We start from the raw sequence: 15,413 nt of genomic DNA, 5'->3' as shown, positions 1-15,413 counted from the left end.
TGTTACCCATGTGTCCGGTACAAATCGTCACCTATGTCTCGGGCCGCTCACCCACTATCGTACGTAACGGCAGCGTTGAAGCGGCTGCCTAGTCCGGTGGGCTTTTCAGAATACCGTGCATTGGGAAATGCGACCCCGCCTATAAGGGCGGCAAGCTTGCCCTTGACCTCGATTTCGAAGCCCTCACGTGCCCGCTTGGGGTGCACGGTGACACTATGAACAAGTCCTCGAAGGTTTTGGATCAGCGGGCCACGGTCGTCAGCAGCAGTTGCGTGGTCGGCCAACGCCTTTGAAAGGCCGTCGACGGTTTCGATGTAACGCTGCAAGGTCGCAGGGTGGAGAGCTACGGGTGACGGCGGCTCATCGAGACCGGAGAGCTGTGCCTCTACCTCGGAGAGCTGCGTCTTGAGTTCTGCAATACGCTGCTTGGCATCCTCTTCAGCAATGACGCTCCTGATCACAAGATCGATCGTGCGCTGCCGTTCGCCTTCTATCCGATCGCGCTTGCCTTGCAGCGCTGTGCGCATCGCATTCGCCTGTGCGGACAATTCTCGGCGCTCTTGGTTGTATCTGCGGATGTATGCCTCGATGAGGTCGGGGGCTTTCAGTTGGTCGCGCATGCCATCAAGAACCGCCTTTTCGATCTCGGGCAGATAGATGATGCGCCGATTGGAGCAGCTCCCGCTTTCTCGAACTGCCGAGCACCGAATACGCGTCTTGCCTGTCTTATCACGATCGTGAACCGACAGACCTGAACCGCAAACGCCGCAGCGGAGCAGACCGGACAACAGGTGAGCTGGCCGACGCTTGACATGAGAGGTTGCGTTCAACCTCACTGCTTTGCGAGCCTGCGCCTTGTGCCAAGTTTCGTCTTCGATGATGCGCAAATGCGCAACTTCTTTCGTCTGCCATTGGTCCTTTGGATTTGGCCTGGAGACACGCTTGCCAGTATCGGGGTTCTTCACCATTCGGACCTTGTTCCAGACGATCCGACCGACATAGAGCTCGTTGAAGAGCAGACCTACGCCGCGCTGTGCATTTCCGTTGATGGTGGAACCGTTCCACCGTATCCCGCGCGGTGGCGCTATCCCATCCCGGTTGAGGTCACCGGCTAGGTCGCGTGGAGCGCGACCGGCCGAATAAGCGGCAAAAATACGCCGGATAACGTCTGCCTCCTCTTGGACGATCTCGAGTTCGCCAGGATGGCCCAAGACCGGTCGATAGCCATAGGCCCGGCCTCCGGCATGACGTCCATCACGGACGACTCCAGCCATACCCCTACGGACTTTCTTTGCGCCATCCTCCCTCTGCATCTGACCGACAAGTCCACGAATACCAATGAGCACCGCATCGGCGATACCGTCATGAACAGCCTGGATTTCAATGTCGAGAAAAGAGAGACGTTTGTGAAGACCTGCGAGATCCGCCATGTCGCGCGATAGGCGATCGAGCGCCTCGACGACGACGATGTCGAACGCGTTCTGGCCCGCAGCTTCCATCAGGCGCATCAGCGCGTCGCGACCCAATATAGATGAGCCGGAGCGCGCCTTGTCCTCGTAGACCGCAACGATAGCCAGACCGTTGCGCGCTGCGTAAGCACGGCACAGCGCAATCTGGTCTTCAGTGGATTTTTCGTTCTGCAGCTCGGTCGAAAAGCGTGCGTAGACAGCGGCCCGCCTCATGTGTCGGAAGCCTTCTTCTCGCAGCGATCTGCATCCATGGCAGCATTTCGGCCAGCCGAAGCGCCGACGGATTTGAGATGATCGCCTCTGGCATCGGCGATGGCGAGTGCTTCGACAAACTTAAGCATGGCTGTGCGAAGCTCCTCCGGCGTTACCGCTGGGGCGGTTTCGCGCAGCAATCCACCATCGCGTCTGTGTCGTGCCGACTTCACGAAGCCGAGCATCACTAACACGACCGGCGATAAAAGGGGCACACCCCTTCGATCGTGCACTTGGGACCCTTCGGCGCGGAAATCGGATAGTCGCCGAACTGGCGAATCTAGATCGCACGGGCTGCAGCCGTGCTGCTGGGAGGCCTATGGCAGGAACTTGGGATGCGTTCGGAAGCTTTTTCATGCAAGGCTCCCATCATCGCCATAGGCAACGACAGGGCCACTTTCTCCCTGCCTGCGGCGATGTAGCCGTTGTCGAGGTCTCTTCGGGAAACACTCGCTCGACCATCCCCTCCTTGGCGGTGCGGATCGAAGCGACAGCGCGAACTTCGCCATTCCAGCCGTCGAAGGGAACTCGTTGAGCTTTGCCATAACTGCCGGTCAAGCCAGCCTGCATTCGACCGGCATGGGTTCGCTGGACCTAGCGCTCTCCTGCTTTGGGTCGATGACTGCCAGTTCCTCTCCTAATGCTGCGATTAAAGACGACACCCGACCTCGCACTCGCGGATGGAGATGCACAAGCCTTTCAATCAGGCGTCGACCTTCCGCGCTGGCAATAAAATTGATGCGTTCGTCGACCGGCAGCGGAGGAGGATCACGATCGGTCTCATTGCCCGGCAGGCCTTCGAAGAAGCGGCCCACTGGAACGCCTAGCGACCTGGCGATCTCGTAGAGCATGGAAGCGCTCACGCGGTTTCTCGCGTTCTCATATTTTTGAAGCTGCTGAAAACTGATCCCTATAGATCGGGCAAGCTGGGCCTGCGATACGTCCGACTGCACGCGAACCGCAGCGATCTGCCTGCCCACATATTGATCAGCAGGATGCGGGCCACCCTCGATTCCATGGTTTACCGGTGCGTTGAAGACGCTGCGGCGCCCTGGCTCCGCAAATGCTTTTCGGAACTGCATCAGTCGCTCCATGTGTAGAGAGTTTGTCTCGGTAAGCCCTGCGAAAATCACCAAACCGACGAATGATCGCGATTCCGATACCTTAGTGCCGAAGTTCAGCTCGAGACTTCCTGCTCTCTAATCCGAGCTATATCGTCTAAGGCCGAGCGGATCTGTGGCCACGGGGGCTCACTGTCATGCAGCGAATACTCCCCTTCCCTAAGCGCTGCATTTAGCTTGGCAGCAATACCGGCGAGCGACGTTGCAGGAACTTGGGATAAGGCTTCGAGTAATTCCTTCGCCCGCTCGCCAGCTTCGCGCTCAGCAAGTAAGGCTGTCGAATAACCAATCTCCCTAGCGGCGGCATCCCAGCGCGCCTGATTGGCTACGATTTCAGCTTCAGCTTGGGTGCGGGCCACTGTGTTAGCGGGACGAACACCGAGCAATTCCTGGAGGGCTTCAACGGAGTGAACTGTCACGCTCTCGCCGTCGGACAAGGTAACTGTCGTGCAAGGGAAGCCAACGGTCTCGATAAGTACCCTCTCCAGCCGCTGCTGCTGATTGCAAAGCCGTTCAGCCTCTTCCCAAGCCGCCTGCCATCGTTTCCACACCGCCACCGCAGGATCAATGGCGTCATCACCCTCCAAGTCGATTCGAGCAAACGATGTAGCCTGCGTCGCCGCCGTTGCGGTTGCTGTTCCCGCAAGCACCTTCCTGCGGGTGACGAAAGGCAAAGTCGTGTTATTGTCGGAATCAGCCATGATCCGAGCTCCGCAAAGCGTGGGCGTGGTTAGACTGTTGGAAGCGGGGGAACCACTTCCAACGGTCGTTTCCTAAAACAAGCATATTTGCACTTTTTGTGCAACAAGGCATTTGAACAATGAAGGTAAGTGCGGCCCAAGTTCGCGCGGCCCGTGGGCTTCTCGACATTTCTCAACAGGAACTGGCGGATCTATCCAAGGTAAGTTTGAGGACGATCGTGCAGTTCGAACGTGGTTCGAAACCAGCATCTGAATCAATCCTGCAAGCGCTGAAGCTATCGCTCGAAGCAGCCGGAATAGAATTCATTCCAGAGAATGGCGGTGGCGCTGGTGTGCGCTTGTCACGCGGTACCGCGAACACTTAGACGAAGGCGGCATCTACAGGCGACTTTAGGATTATCTGTTTCTCAATCAATGTCAGCAATGCGCAGCATATATCGGTCATAGCCCAAGCCCAGGCTTCATCCCCAAAGAGGACATCCTCTCCAGGCGATGCAACACTTTCCTGACCTTGCTGCAGACTGGCGTTACGGGTGAGACGTTCGTACCGCTCCCCGCGCTAAAAGTCGCTAGTTCGGCACCGTCCCGGTCATTTTACATTTTATGGGTTCACGACGTGGCTGGTGACAGATGAAATCTCTGCCGGACCGCCGATATGGGGAGGCGCTCGCAAATCGCGCCCCTACGCGCGCGGGTTGATCGTTGATCAACATCAAAGCTTGAATATGAGAAATGCGCCAACTGTGACGGCGGTCGTCACCGTGGCTCGAGTGTCGGCAGATGTGGTAAGGTTGATTGTCGGCGAGTAGCAGAGGTCCAAGCAACAATGACTTTGAGACGAACCAGAGCTTACGGCACATCCGGCTTGGTTCTAGCGGTTTGCATTGTATTTGCTTGGCAGAACGCCACTGCCGCTCAAAATTGCGACGCAGCCGCGACGCCTGGCGTCAATTGGCAGGACTGTGACAAACAGCTTCTCATCCTAAAAGGACAGGACCTGAGCGGGGCGAACCTGATCGGTGTTGATTTCACTTCGACCGACCTCAGGAACAGCACTCTCCTTGCGGCAAATTTTGAGAAGGCAACGCTTGTGCGTGCTTCCCTGGCCGACTCGACCGCCAAAGGCGCCCGGTTCGACAAAATCGAGGCCTACAGGACCGACTTCAGCCATATGGACGCGCAGGGCGCTGTGTTTACGAGCGCGGAAGTGCAGCGCTCGAATTTCGAGGACGCCAATCTGACCAATGTTGATTTCACAAAGGCGGAATTGGGGCGAGCGCAGTTCCATGACGCCGATATCAGCGGCAGCCGCTTTTCGTTTGCCAATCTCGCACGGGCGGACTTCCGAGGAGCGACGTTCACCGCGCCGATAGACTTTGACCGCGCTTTTTTCTTTCTGACCCGTATCGAGGGCCTCGATCTTTCCAATTCAGCGGGTCTGTCCCAGTGGCAGCTCAACATGGCTTGCGGAGACGCCCGGACCGAGTTGCCTTCTGGCTTGACGAGACCTGAAGATTGGCCCTGTCAATTCCAGCAGGAATAGTTGTCGGCAGCGAACTGCGGCAATGCTGCACCCGGACAGGATTCGAACCTGGAACTTCTGCCTTCGGAGGGCGCAGATCCTCCGCCAAAGTGGCACGTTTCTGCGGTATTGCTATTGGCGAAATCGCGGCCGAAGGGTGTTTGTGCCCCTTCCGTTCACGCTACTGGGTATCGTGACACAGCGTGATCCAGCGCGCTCGAGGGGGTATGGAGTGGGATAATTGTGCATCAAACCACTATGACGAGATTCATAATATTTATCAATCGCTTGTGATCTGCTTCTGTAGACGTGGGGCCGTTAACTGGGGCATGTGTTAAGTGATCGATTGTGATCTTTTACGCTTGGGCATGATCGCAATTTCTCAGTACTCTGGCATCCCGATTGACCACGGATTCCGAACGCTTATCATTTAGCCAGTGACCTCGGAATAACTGTAAGGCCTCTTTGCTACTCTGGCAGTGAGTGCCTTTTTTCCTGCTGCAGTTCGCGTGTGGTCTGCAGACAATGAGGATCGATTTCTCCCAGGGATCCAACTCGCCGCTCGGATACAGGATTACCTTGCCGATATTGAGGAACGATGACCCGATCCGCATGCAAGCCAGTTGCGAAGAGTCCCTTCGCTCACCAACCCACGAGGGTGAGGTAGTTCGGGGCCCGGCATCGACGTTATAGGTAGCGGAGTTGTGCAATAGCTTATTGCACCTGCTATCCCATCGGATCGAGACCTAAGGCGAATGCCGGCGCCATCACTGCGGACCAGGCTCACGCGATGATGATCGCTGTGCGCCTTCCGAGGTGCTTACCGATTGCCGTCTAGCTCCAGATTATTTGGCTCAATGCCAAAGGAGTTTTCTGGCGCTTCTCGATCTGCTTGAGGCGTACTTCTCGTGGGATTCAAAGGCAAGCTGGTGCTTATTGATCAAGTCGGTGAGTCGAGCTTAGCCTTGTACGGAAATCTCTGTACAAATCGAAATCGGACATGTTTGGTGAACTGGCTCTACGGGTGCGGCCTATGAGGTCACACTCGGCGACAGTTGCGCCACAGCTGTAAGTAATATAAGAAAGAGTCATTAACGTACATTGCGACTAGCAATAAGCATGCTCTTGAAAAGCAGTGGGGGACTGCGGGATGCATTTCGTAAGCAAACGGGTTGCCGTTGGTAGGCTTTTAGCTGCGATCTCTTTGTCATTCTGGCTTGGCGGCTGCGCTTGCTCGTTGAGTGGGGGGGGCAATCAAGATCGGCCATTCACCGTGTTTCGCCCTCATAAGGTGGTGATCTATAGGCCTGTAGCTGGAACGCCACCGAGCAATGATTTGATTTATATCTACTTTGCCGTTCAAAACAATGCTCGCCCAAACGCGCCGATGTGCTTTGCGCATTTCAACCCCCAAAACTTGGCATGGCGGTCCGGGTTTGGCCATGACCTCGTTCCAAAAATTTCGATCACCGCTCGAAACGCTCCAATAATCGGTCGACCTGAGGTGCGCAACGGAGGAATTTCTGGCATCGAGCTCACGACCGGTGAAAGATTTCCCGCGGTCGCTCCGGACCCGTCTGATTTTCCGTTAAATGAAGCTAATTATCGGCGTGACTTTGCTATACTCGTGAGACCTGATCGTCGCGCCGTGGGTAAGTCTGGTAGTCTAGATGTCACTGTCACGTTTGATATCAAAGAAGGCAAACAAACGAAAAGCTTCCCTGAAGAGGTAAGCTTCTCAATTCCAATCAGCCTAGTAGACAGCTTTAGGCCTGAGACAATGGTGCCCGAACAATCGGAGCCGGTACGGTGAGCGCCAACGGCGGATTTGGGCTGGTGGTGCAGATCCCCGAGTCGGTGCTGCAGAACTTCGCCGAAGCGTTTGTGCAGCAGCAGGCCTCACAGTTTATTTTCGCGCTTAACAGGCAACTCCAACTGCCGGGTTTTGAGATTTCTGTTGCGAGTCTGTTCGGCGTGCAGTTGCACTCGCCGCGTCTAAAGCTGGTAAGCCCAGATGAGATTGATCTGGCATTCGAGATCGCCGCATCAGGAGCCCTGCATACGCAGTTGACGGCCTTGCCGAACGGGCCGGCACCGAGTCAGCCACCAGAGATTGACATAGCCCTCCTTGGAGGAATCGAAATACGGGTCAAAGGTGCGTATGTGGTGACCGGGAATCACCGCTCCTTGTATCTAGATCTCCGAGCTCTCGACGTACGCAGCTTCTCTTTGAGAATAGATAATCAAAACGTCTCACTGCCACAGCCTGCACTCGACGTCTTGAGCGCGATTGTTCGCCGTGCCGCAATTTCTATTTTGGTCAATAGGGTTGGCCTCCTTCCCATCAGTTGGTCTCTAGGGGCAACAGTACCGATGTTGGGCAGCATCGGTCTTCAGGTCAATTTCTATTATACGATTGTCGAATCAGGTGGTAACCGTGCGCTCGCCCTGTGCTTGCAGGTTATGGGGGAAGCGGTTGATCTGCGGGCAGTACAGTACGCCCTAGCAATGCCCACTGATGTAGGCGTGTTCATCGGCCTTTTTGTTGTTGATTTCGCGCTTCGAAGGCTGGAGCAGTCGCTTGAAGGCTACCCTGTAAAGCCGGGTGCAGGAGGGATCACAGGCGACTTGATCTTTCATGACGCACATTTTTCAGTGCAGCCCCCTTTCCTCGTGATCGATGAGATCAAAGTGCAATCCCGCACGCTCCAACGTGTCGAGGAAACGGTCGAGCGTGTGATATGTACTGCCCTCGATCCTTGCAATTCCTGGTGCCGAAAGGTGGTCGAGACAATCATTAAATGGGTTCAGCTCGATCAGCTATTTCACGCAAGTGGCAGAGCGCGACCATACATCTTGCATGGCCAAGTTCGGGTTGACGCGACTGGGGTAGACATAGACCCGTCCTTTCCATTCGCACTGGCCGTTTTTACTGCTGCAGATGCACTCATACCGCTGGGCGGGATAATATCCATTGTCTTGATGGTAATCGGGAAGGTCTTGGCTGATAAGACTGTCACCGGGATCGTTGATCGGCAGTCCTGGGATCTTGTTATCGATCGGCCGCTAGAAGGGACAGGCCTCCGAGTGCATGCCGAAGCAAGAGAAATTATCTGGCCCGCTGGATGTCTCGGTCTGATGAATTCAATCGCTCTTTCACAAAACGCTATTGCGTGAGGTTCAAGTGGCCCCTCTCAAAAAGAGCGCAGGAAATTTCGACCTCGAAGCAAGTATTGAGCATAAATTTCTGTCCGACGTATTGATGCACGCACTTTCGTCAGGATTGATTCCGTCGGATTTTGAAACGGGGTTTTCGTTTTCGGAGGGCAGTCTCGGACTAGATGTTAAGAGCAGGCTACTAGCGCATATTGACGATGCTTCCATAGTTCATGTTCGCGGACAGGACCGGGTAATAGGATTGGAGTTAAGCTACTCGGGCGTGATTGAAAATATAATCGGTCTATCGGAGTGGACTATAAATTTACCAGATGGCGGCACTTATGTGGACCCCGCAATCAACCATACCTTTCGGCTTCCGTTCAAGGGCAAGTTGACTGCGGCAGCCTCTCTGAATTTCCACACGCTGGGAAATTCGAATCTCCTCGTCATCGCCTTTACGGGCCTTACGGATCTTTCCCTTCACAACATTGGTGACCTTGCTATCGGCGCCAGGTTCAACGAGCTGATTCGGCAGGTTTTCGAACGTATCTGGGTTGTGACACTGCGCACCCAAATAGCATTACCCAATCTGAACGGCTTGGCTGGTTCGCTCCCGGCCCCCGCCAACGAGATATTTGGCTCCGATGCCGGCCAACTCGGGCTATTGGATGTCAAGGATGTTGTTGGAGGAAAACCGAGTCGAGAGGAACTTCACGTCTTGCTCGAGGCGGATCAAAACCTGGGCCATCAGTCCTACGCCAGCGTTGCCGTTCTCCCTCGGGGATTCGCCTTTGCAGTTGGGGTGGGAAGCCGCTGGCTGAAGCAGATTCTGCAAGACCTTTGGATCGGCGGGGTTATTCCAACAACGTTTGACAACTCAGGGAAACCTGATCCGGCAGGGGACGTCTTCCTCACCGAACTCGACGTTACCTTGTTCGATGGTACAATCCAGTTTTCTGCTACCCTACAAAAGACCATCATAATCCCAATCGCGGTTAAGGCCGTTATCGAACTTGAGCCGAAAGCGGCTGCTGGGCTCATAAGCTTTCGTGTGGTCGCCACGAATATCGATATTAGTCTGCCGTGGGCAGTTGCTGGAGGATGGGCTGCGGTCTTTTTTGTTCTCTGGGAGGCAATACTCAAAATGGTCTTGCGCGGTGCAGACGCGGTTCTGGCTCCTTGGGCGCAATCCCAACTCCAGAAGTTCCTCAATGACCAAACTATCGAACTAAAACCGTCTATCCAATGGACCGGCACTCCGTACACAGTTGACCTGGCGGTTAATGGACTTCTCGCTGGGCGGGAGCGCCTGATCGCTGGCTTTGCGGCCACCCTGAGCCACTGAGGATACGAACATGGAATTCAATGAGATAACATCGACGACAGACGGCGACATTCTGGCCCGCGCCACCATCGAAGTGTTTGGCTTTGCGTTACTTGCTTCAACATCGATTTCGGGGGGCATCGTCAACCTTGTTCCGAAGTTCATTAATAATACGTCATCGGTTATAAGCGTAGACTGGGTGAACAGCCATATCTTTCTTGTCAAGGTTGTGGCATCTAACGGCGATGTCTTCGATGTGAATCAGTTGCTGCCGCCACCGATACCACAGCCGCCACTTGATATCCCGCCGGGCGGCGAATTCGAAGTTCAGTACACAGTTGACACCAGCAAATATCCATACCTTGGGAACTTGATGTTTGATCCCAAGTTTTCTCCGTACACTTTTGTCTTCGAGTGCAACTCGATGTCGTACCCATTCATCGCATCGTGCAGGCTTCCAGTAGTCTGAGGCTCCAAAGGAGATTTGGGATGCAATCGTTTCGGATCGCTGGCCAGTGGGACCGAAGGACGCGACCATCCGTCGTGACTAACAAGATCGACTGGGTTCTGTCGAAGGGGATGCCTGCGCATCCGAGCACGCTACGATGTCTAGTTGTCGATAACGTAAACGGACCCTATCCTTTTTTGGGAGCGGCCTTTTCATTCTTTGCTGAAGGCTCAGTCTTCGCCGGACAGGTTACAGTTGGCAGCGTAGCTGTCGGGTCTGTTCTTTACTACGATGACATTCTAAAGGCGGGAGCCGAACTCCAGGCGAGCCAATTTCAAACTATCCTGACGTTCGCAACCGGAAAGTCAGCAAATCTAACTGTCAACGTTAATACAGATGGCTTGGCAAAATCAGCAATCTTTGACACTCTTAAGCTCTATTTTCTTCCTGATAGGGCCAACGGTGTAGCCGTGTCTGTGGCGGCGATTGCACGAACCGCGATTTGATAAACACCGTCAACTGTGAAACCTGCAGGCGTGCTTTCTGCAAAATGAGCAGGGCGGTTTTGGCGGTAGAATATTTGGCCGACCGTGAACAATCCCGTCTCTAAGCGGCGACCGGCTTGGGCCGGAGTTGAAGCAGAGCGATCAAGAGCGACAAAAAACCCTTCAGCCACCTGAGCAGGAGGGAGAAGTTGTAGCCGGCGGCGGCCAGGATGGCGGTGACGGCGTCGCCCTGCTGGCCGGCGAGGAAGTTGCGGCCCTGCGGTGGCTCGGCCATGATGTGGCTGATCACGGGCTCGATCGCCGACCGCCGCCGCATCTGGCGTTTGATGGCCGGAGTGACGCGGCGTTTCTGGCCGCTGGTGAAGACCCTGACTTGTGGCTTTGCGGTGCGTTGTGGCCGCGATTGCCAGCGTCGGCGAGGATGCGGCCGATCTGGTTGCCGATGGTCTTTTCCATGTCGGGGATGACGCTTGCCAGCGTGTGGCCGTCATAGGGATTGCCGGGCAGTGCTTTTGCATGCAGGGCGAACTGGCCGTCCTTGGAGCGCTTCAGCTTGGTGGCCACCGACACCTTCACTCCGAACTCGTAGGGCATATGCGCCTGCCCTTGCCGATGCATTTCACCTTGGGGGTGTGCAGCCTGTAGATTTTGCGGCCGCGCTGGCGCTGACGGTATTCGAGAACGGTGGCGGCCTGGTAGAGCGGCCATTTGAACAGCGCGTCCGGTTCCGCATCGCCGGCGACCTGGCGAGCGATGTCGCGAATGGTCCGGCCGAGATAGGTTTTGAGCCTGCGCAGCGCCTTGTTGGCCCGCTTGAACTCTTCTGGCGCGTGCATAACGCTGGTGCTCGATCAGCGCCAGCTTGCCGACTGCACATGGCGCAAATTGAGACTTGTCTTCGTGGCCAGCCGGACCAGCCGTTCGCGCGCCCCGTGGATGAGCTTGGCCTCACAACGCTGAGGCTGCTGAGCAAAAAGAACCACAAAAGGTGGTGCTTTCGCCTCGTGGCGGGCCGCAGAGGTCCAAATCAAGGACACGCAAACAGCGATGCCGACATTCTTTGGGCGCGCCTCTTCACTGGAGTTCCAAAACAAGATGCGGCTTAGTCAAGTCGGTCCGCAGGAGTTTGTTGACGGTTTCTGTATCGTACGGCAGCATGCCAGGAAATCGGAGTTGTTGCGAACTGCGGCAAGGGGCAAATATGGCTGGCATCGACTGGGCGACCTCGCTCACCGAAGTTGGGACCGCACTCGGGCTTGTGGCAACTCTCGCCGGTGCTGGGTGGGCCGTGTTTCAATATTGGCAGAACAGCCGGGATCAGCGCGCCGAACGCGCGCGAACAAACGCCGTCACCGCAGCCAACGAAATAGAGATGTTTCACAACGACACCGCTGTTCAATCAGCAATGAGCATGATTGATTATTGCGAGGTGCCCGACACCGGGACGTCAGGCACTGCTCCTCTTTTCGTAAATCCGACGCTATTCGCTTTCGCCCTCCGCAATCATGCCGACGGCATAGTCAGTCTGACTTCCAACCCGGGTGCGGAGAAATCCGACCTTTTCACCATAAGCGAGCGCAGGATAAGAGATTTGATCGACGCCTTTCTTGGGCGCCTAGAAAGAATCGACAATCTGATCGCAAAAGGAGTGATCGACAAAGATGATTTCGAAAGGCTCTTCTTTTATTGGCTGCAGCTAATGGGCGAAGTTCCTCTGAAAGAAGACACGCTGGCGCACTTTGACGATGTGCGCCGGCGCGCCCTTTGGCGTTTCATCCGAACCTACCGTTTCGACGGCGTGGTCAGGTTGTTCGAGAGGTATGGTCGCGCTGCCTGCGTCGCCACCGATCCAGAAATAGCTTTCAAGTCACGGTAGCGACTACCATTTCGCGAGCCTTGGCTCAGCAATCACACCGCAAAATGCTGTCTAAATTTGTAACAGATTGATTATTTTTATACTAAGGCCGCCTCCATGCTGCTTCCGGCAACTGGAACAGGTAGTGGTTGCTTGGAAGCTTTTCGAACCTGCTGCCTTTCGCCTCCAGCCGAACTGCGCCCGCCTATGAAGGAAGTTGGTCGGTCTGGATCCGCATTGGTGCAAACTTGCTCGAAGCGCTCGTTGGGACCTTTAGTCGGAAGGGCGATACCGTCAATACAGTCCCGCCCTCGTTTGTTAATTCCACTTCTTGCCCTCGCCAATTGGCGAAGACACTTATCCCGCTGCCCTTAGATCGACAGCGCAGTGAGGTGGCAAGTGTGGTATGACCTTATTGTAGACCAAACACCCCCGGGAGGAACGAGATGGATAAGCGTCTTGACAGTTACCAAGTTAAAGGGAGAGGAAATAACACGCAGGAGATCAGGTGGGATCTTCGGCTTGAGTTGGAAGGGGACGTCTTAGAAGTTTGGACCGACAGCCGAATTGTAATGATCTTGCTTCAGTCATCTTTGCTGCTTGGGCGCAAAAACGAAAAATGGCCGATCTCTCTCGATTTAGATAGAGATCACCTTAAACAGGTGCATATTCAGGATATGCGAGACGAGGTCTGTAAGGGCGAGTACAGCGATGCTCCAGAGCAGGCGGTGATTCCATTCTTTCCCACTGCGCTGGTTAATGAAAAATGGGAATTTGTATTCGCAATTGGCGACAAATGTCGACCGCTCAAGGGAGATCAAATCGACGTGTATTACCAGATTGAAGATGCATGGCGTACTGGCAGTGCGGTACTCTTGAAACTTGACGCCAACGACAACATCATAGGAATTTACTAGGCGGTTAACCCAGCGCGCCAACCAACGTGAAGGCATTGCGTCCCGCTACGAAAAGACCGCTCGACCAGAGACCGGCGCGTTCGGGGCGATGCTGGAAACGCGGGTCGAACCGGGCGCGGTTGTCGCCCCCCGGCCGGCAACCGCGCCCGGTTCGGCCGGCAAGAGCAGCCCGATCAGCGCACACTCGCATCCGCTATCCCGTCCGGTCGCCCGTGACTGCTTCTGAAAAGCAACCGGCCAAACGCAAGTCCACCTTTGTCCACGAGACACTTAGGAAGCGACGGTCGATCAGGTATTCTTTGACAATCTCGAGGTACCGGAGGACGATCGAATTCGGCGAGGAAGGTAGCCGACTTGGTACCACTACGAGTGTTGACGGGAGTAAGACCACCCAGAGTGGTGATCGCCAATGAAAGTATTTCATACAGTCCAACGCGTTCGAATGAACGGAGGCATTTGCCAAAAGGATCGAGCATGGCACTGAAGCGCCTGGCACTGCTCGCTGGAGTTGTCTTAGCCCTTGTGCCGACCGCTGTAAGCGCATCCTGCGTCTCGCCTCCAGATGTCACGTCCGGTGATTATCCCTGGCACTGGGGCGATGTGATCCGGACGACGCCACTACCAGAAGCAGGGGTCATTCGCGCCCAACGTTGCAGGACGATAGTTTTGGCGAGATCAATTTGGATTACGACGCGGTCACCTTAGATGCGAAAATGCCGGCCGAGCGCTTCTTCGAGCTGATTAGGAGCGATTTGGGCTCATTGCTGGTGCAGCTTGAGACAAACATCTCGTACAGCAATTGGCTGTGTCTAAGAAACTAGTCATAGCGTTGGAGGCAGCCAATCTTCTGACACAGTATGGGTACGGATGGGTAGGCGTGACATGACAAAGTCGACCGGTGACGACAAAGCTGTAAGCAAATTCAAGCTGGCTAACCTCATACCCGGTGACATCCTGTTTTGCACCGATCCGGATGGACACGAATCAAAAGCCATCCGGACAGCCACAGGCAGCCCATTCAGTCACGCGGCGATTTACAAAGGGGAATTGAATTTCCTGGAAGCAGCCGATTACGGGGTGAGCAATTTCAATTACTTCCGGTTCGGCATAGCATCGAAATCGAACGTAGCGGTCTATCGATTGAGAACCACGGACCAATCGGAATCCTTTGCTGCCAAGGCATCGATAGCCGTTGAGAAATACCGTGAGCTCGATTACTGGACGCCGGGCGCGGTAATGTCGGCCTTCAAGAGGTTACGCAGATTGGGGGCGTGGACTGGATTATGGCTACCAGCGAGAGAGAAGGGCTTTTTTTGCTCATATCTGGTCTCACAATCCTATGACGACGCCGGACTCGCATTGTGTCCAGGCCTCAAGCCACATGAAATTCATCCGGGCGACCTTCTTAAATCCGCCTATCTGGAAAATGTGTCCCACATGACAATCGTTGATCTTCCTGCTTGGGACACGCGCGTCGACGTTCTCGATGGCCATGGTCGCGAGTCGCCATTCCAACGCTACACGAGCGCCCGAAAACATATCCTGACTGATATCCAGAAACTGATGGCGAACTTCGGGTTGGCGAAGCCGACGACCCTGGACGACGTTCTGCAAATTATCATGTTGGACGAAGATGCTGAGCGGCAGATGTCCGTTGACGGTAAGGTCAGCGAGCAGCTCGAGAAGAGTGGCTTCGCTGCACTAACATTAGCGCACACGTCCAACATCAAGGGTCACGAACCCGGGACTATAGACGGGGTCGCCTATTCGGTATTGCCACTGGACGTTCTTAAGGCAACGATAGCGAACCACGAATTCCTCAAGCAAAAGTGGGAAATACGCCTCGGTGATGTGGAAGGGGAACGCGCGGCGGGAAAGGAGCTGCGAGAAAAGATCCCGCTTGAAATCCTAGGAGTATGGGACCGGCATCTGGAAAACTTCGGGACAGCGCTCGAAAATGCGCTTTCTTTGATTGAGGGGACGATCAAGGATCTCAAAGCAGAACTAAGTAAGTACGAGAATAAATAGTGCCAACTCATTCAATGTTTTCGGTGTCGAGTTTGACATATCCATATAGAATGCGCCAGCTGAGCCAACGCGCATCGCAAAATTGCGATTCCTTCTGTTGCTTTTTGCCGT

General features: G+C 54.9%; 14 protein-coding genes and 1 pseudogene. 10 read left to right on the top strand and 5 right to left on the bottom strand.

From position 1 onward, the window contains the following. Window positions 1-47 precede the first annotated feature (47 nt). From ACYG9R_RS17875 to ACYG9R_RS17860, 4 genes are all read right to left on the bottom strand, one after another. Window positions 48-1,682, bottom strand: coding sequence for a recombinase family protein (locus ACYG9R_RS17875; RefSeq protein ID WP_023823368.1), 1,635 nt, complete (start codon window positions 1,680-1,682; stop codon window positions 48-50). Further along, window positions 1,679-1,810, bottom strand: a complete 132-nt coding sequence (locus ACYG9R_RS17870) for a hypothetical protein (RefSeq protein ID WP_023796138.1) — start codon at window positions 1,808-1,810, stop codon at window positions 1,679-1,681. Before ACYG9R_RS17870 ends, ACYG9R_RS17875 begins: the two co-directional genes overlap by 4 nt. A gap of 465 nt (window positions 1,811-2,275) precedes the next feature. Next, on the bottom strand, window positions 2,276-2,803 hold the full coding sequence (locus ACYG9R_RS17865) for a helix-turn-helix domain-containing protein (RefSeq protein WP_023823367.1): 528 nt from the start codon (window positions 2,801-2,803) through the stop codon (window positions 2,276-2,278). A gap of 95 nt (window positions 2,804-2,898) precedes the next feature. Continuing rightward, window positions 2,899-3,543 carry a hypothetical protein gene (locus ACYG9R_RS17860; RefSeq protein WP_023823366.1) on the bottom strand — a complete coding sequence of 215 codons (645 nt, stop codon included), beginning with the start codon at window positions 3,541-3,543 and terminating at the stop codon, window positions 2,899-2,901. Window positions 3,544-3,662: 119 nt separating this feature from the next. On the opposite strand from ACYG9R_RS17860, the gene ACYG9R_RS17855 reads away from it, so the two are divergent. From ACYG9R_RS17855 to ACYG9R_RS17825, 7 genes are all read left to right on the top strand, one after another. Further along, the gene (locus tag ACYG9R_RS17855; protein WP_031199205.1) at window positions 3,663-3,908 is read left to right on the top strand and encodes a helix-turn-helix domain-containing protein; all 246 of its coding nucleotides are present in this window, start codon (window positions 3,663-3,665) and stop codon (window positions 3,906-3,908) included. Window positions 3,909-4,369: 461 nt separating this feature from the next. After that, entirely contained in the window at window positions 4,370-5,086 is a 717-nt protein-coding gene (locus ACYG9R_RS17850; protein WP_023823365.1) for a pentapeptide repeat-containing protein, read from the top strand. Window positions 5,087-6,215: 1,129 nt separating this feature from the next. Continuing rightward, window positions 6,216-6,878 (top strand): hypothetical protein, encoded by a 663-nt coding sequence (locus ACYG9R_RS17845; RefSeq protein ID WP_155923210.1) that lies wholly within the window; start codon window positions 6,216-6,218, stop codon window positions 6,876-6,878. Beyond that, entirely contained in the window at window positions 6,875-8,242 is a 1,368-nt protein-coding gene (locus ACYG9R_RS17840; protein WP_031199203.1) for a hypothetical protein, read from the top strand. Before ACYG9R_RS17845 ends, ACYG9R_RS17840 begins: the two co-directional genes overlap by 4 nt. A gap of 7 nt (window positions 8,243-8,249) precedes the next feature. Beyond that, window positions 8,250-9,569: a hypothetical protein gene (locus tag ACYG9R_RS17835; protein ID WP_155923209.1), complete on the top strand. Its 1,320-nt coding sequence runs from the start codon at window positions 8,250-8,252 to the stop codon at window positions 9,567-9,569. 10 nt (window positions 9,570-9,579) lie between these two features. Continuing rightward, the gene (locus tag ACYG9R_RS17830) at window positions 9,580-10,017 is read left to right on the top strand and encodes a hypothetical protein (protein ID WP_023683397.1); all 438 of its coding nucleotides are present in this window, start codon (window positions 9,580-9,582) and stop codon (window positions 10,015-10,017) included. Window positions 10,018-10,091: 74 nt separating this feature from the next. Continuing rightward, window positions 10,092-10,502: a hypothetical protein gene (locus ACYG9R_RS17825; protein WP_155923208.1), complete on the top strand. Its 411-nt coding sequence runs from the start codon at window positions 10,092-10,094 to the stop codon at window positions 10,500-10,502. Between the two features lie 100 nt (window positions 10,503-10,602). On the opposite strand, the pseudogene ACYG9R_RS17820 reads toward ACYG9R_RS17825, so the two are convergent. Continuing rightward, window positions 10,603-11,452 (bottom strand): annotated as a pseudogene (locus ACYG9R_RS17820) (transposase family protein); the annotation flags it as partial. Between the two features lie 251 nt (window positions 11,453-11,703). Between ACYG9R_RS17820 and ACYG9R_RS17815 the strand changes: the two are divergent. The 3 genes from ACYG9R_RS17815 to ACYG9R_RS17805 all read left to right on the top strand — a co-directional run bounded on the left by ACYG9R_RS17815 (window position 11,704) and on the right by ACYG9R_RS17805 (window position 15,302). Next, entirely contained in the window at window positions 11,704-12,378 is a 675-nt protein-coding gene (locus ACYG9R_RS17815; protein WP_023683402.1) for a hypothetical protein, read from the top strand. A gap of 425 nt (window positions 12,379-12,803) precedes the next feature. Continuing rightward, on the top strand, window positions 12,804-13,274 hold the full coding sequence (locus ACYG9R_RS17810; RefSeq protein WP_023823361.1) for a hypothetical protein: 471 nt from the start codon (window positions 12,804-12,806) through the stop codon (window positions 13,272-13,274). Window positions 13,275-14,156: 882 nt separating this feature from the next. Continuing rightward, window positions 14,157-15,302 (top strand): C40 family peptidase, encoded by a 1,146-nt coding sequence (locus tag ACYG9R_RS17805; RefSeq protein WP_196813573.1) that lies wholly within the window; start codon window positions 14,157-14,159, stop codon window positions 15,300-15,302. The last annotated feature ends 111 nt before the right edge of the window (window positions 15,303-15,413 follow it).

The sequence above is a fragment of the Mesorhizobium sp. RSR565B genome (assembly GCF_054719465.1).
This window is presented reverse-complemented; position numbering and strand designations above follow the sequence as displayed.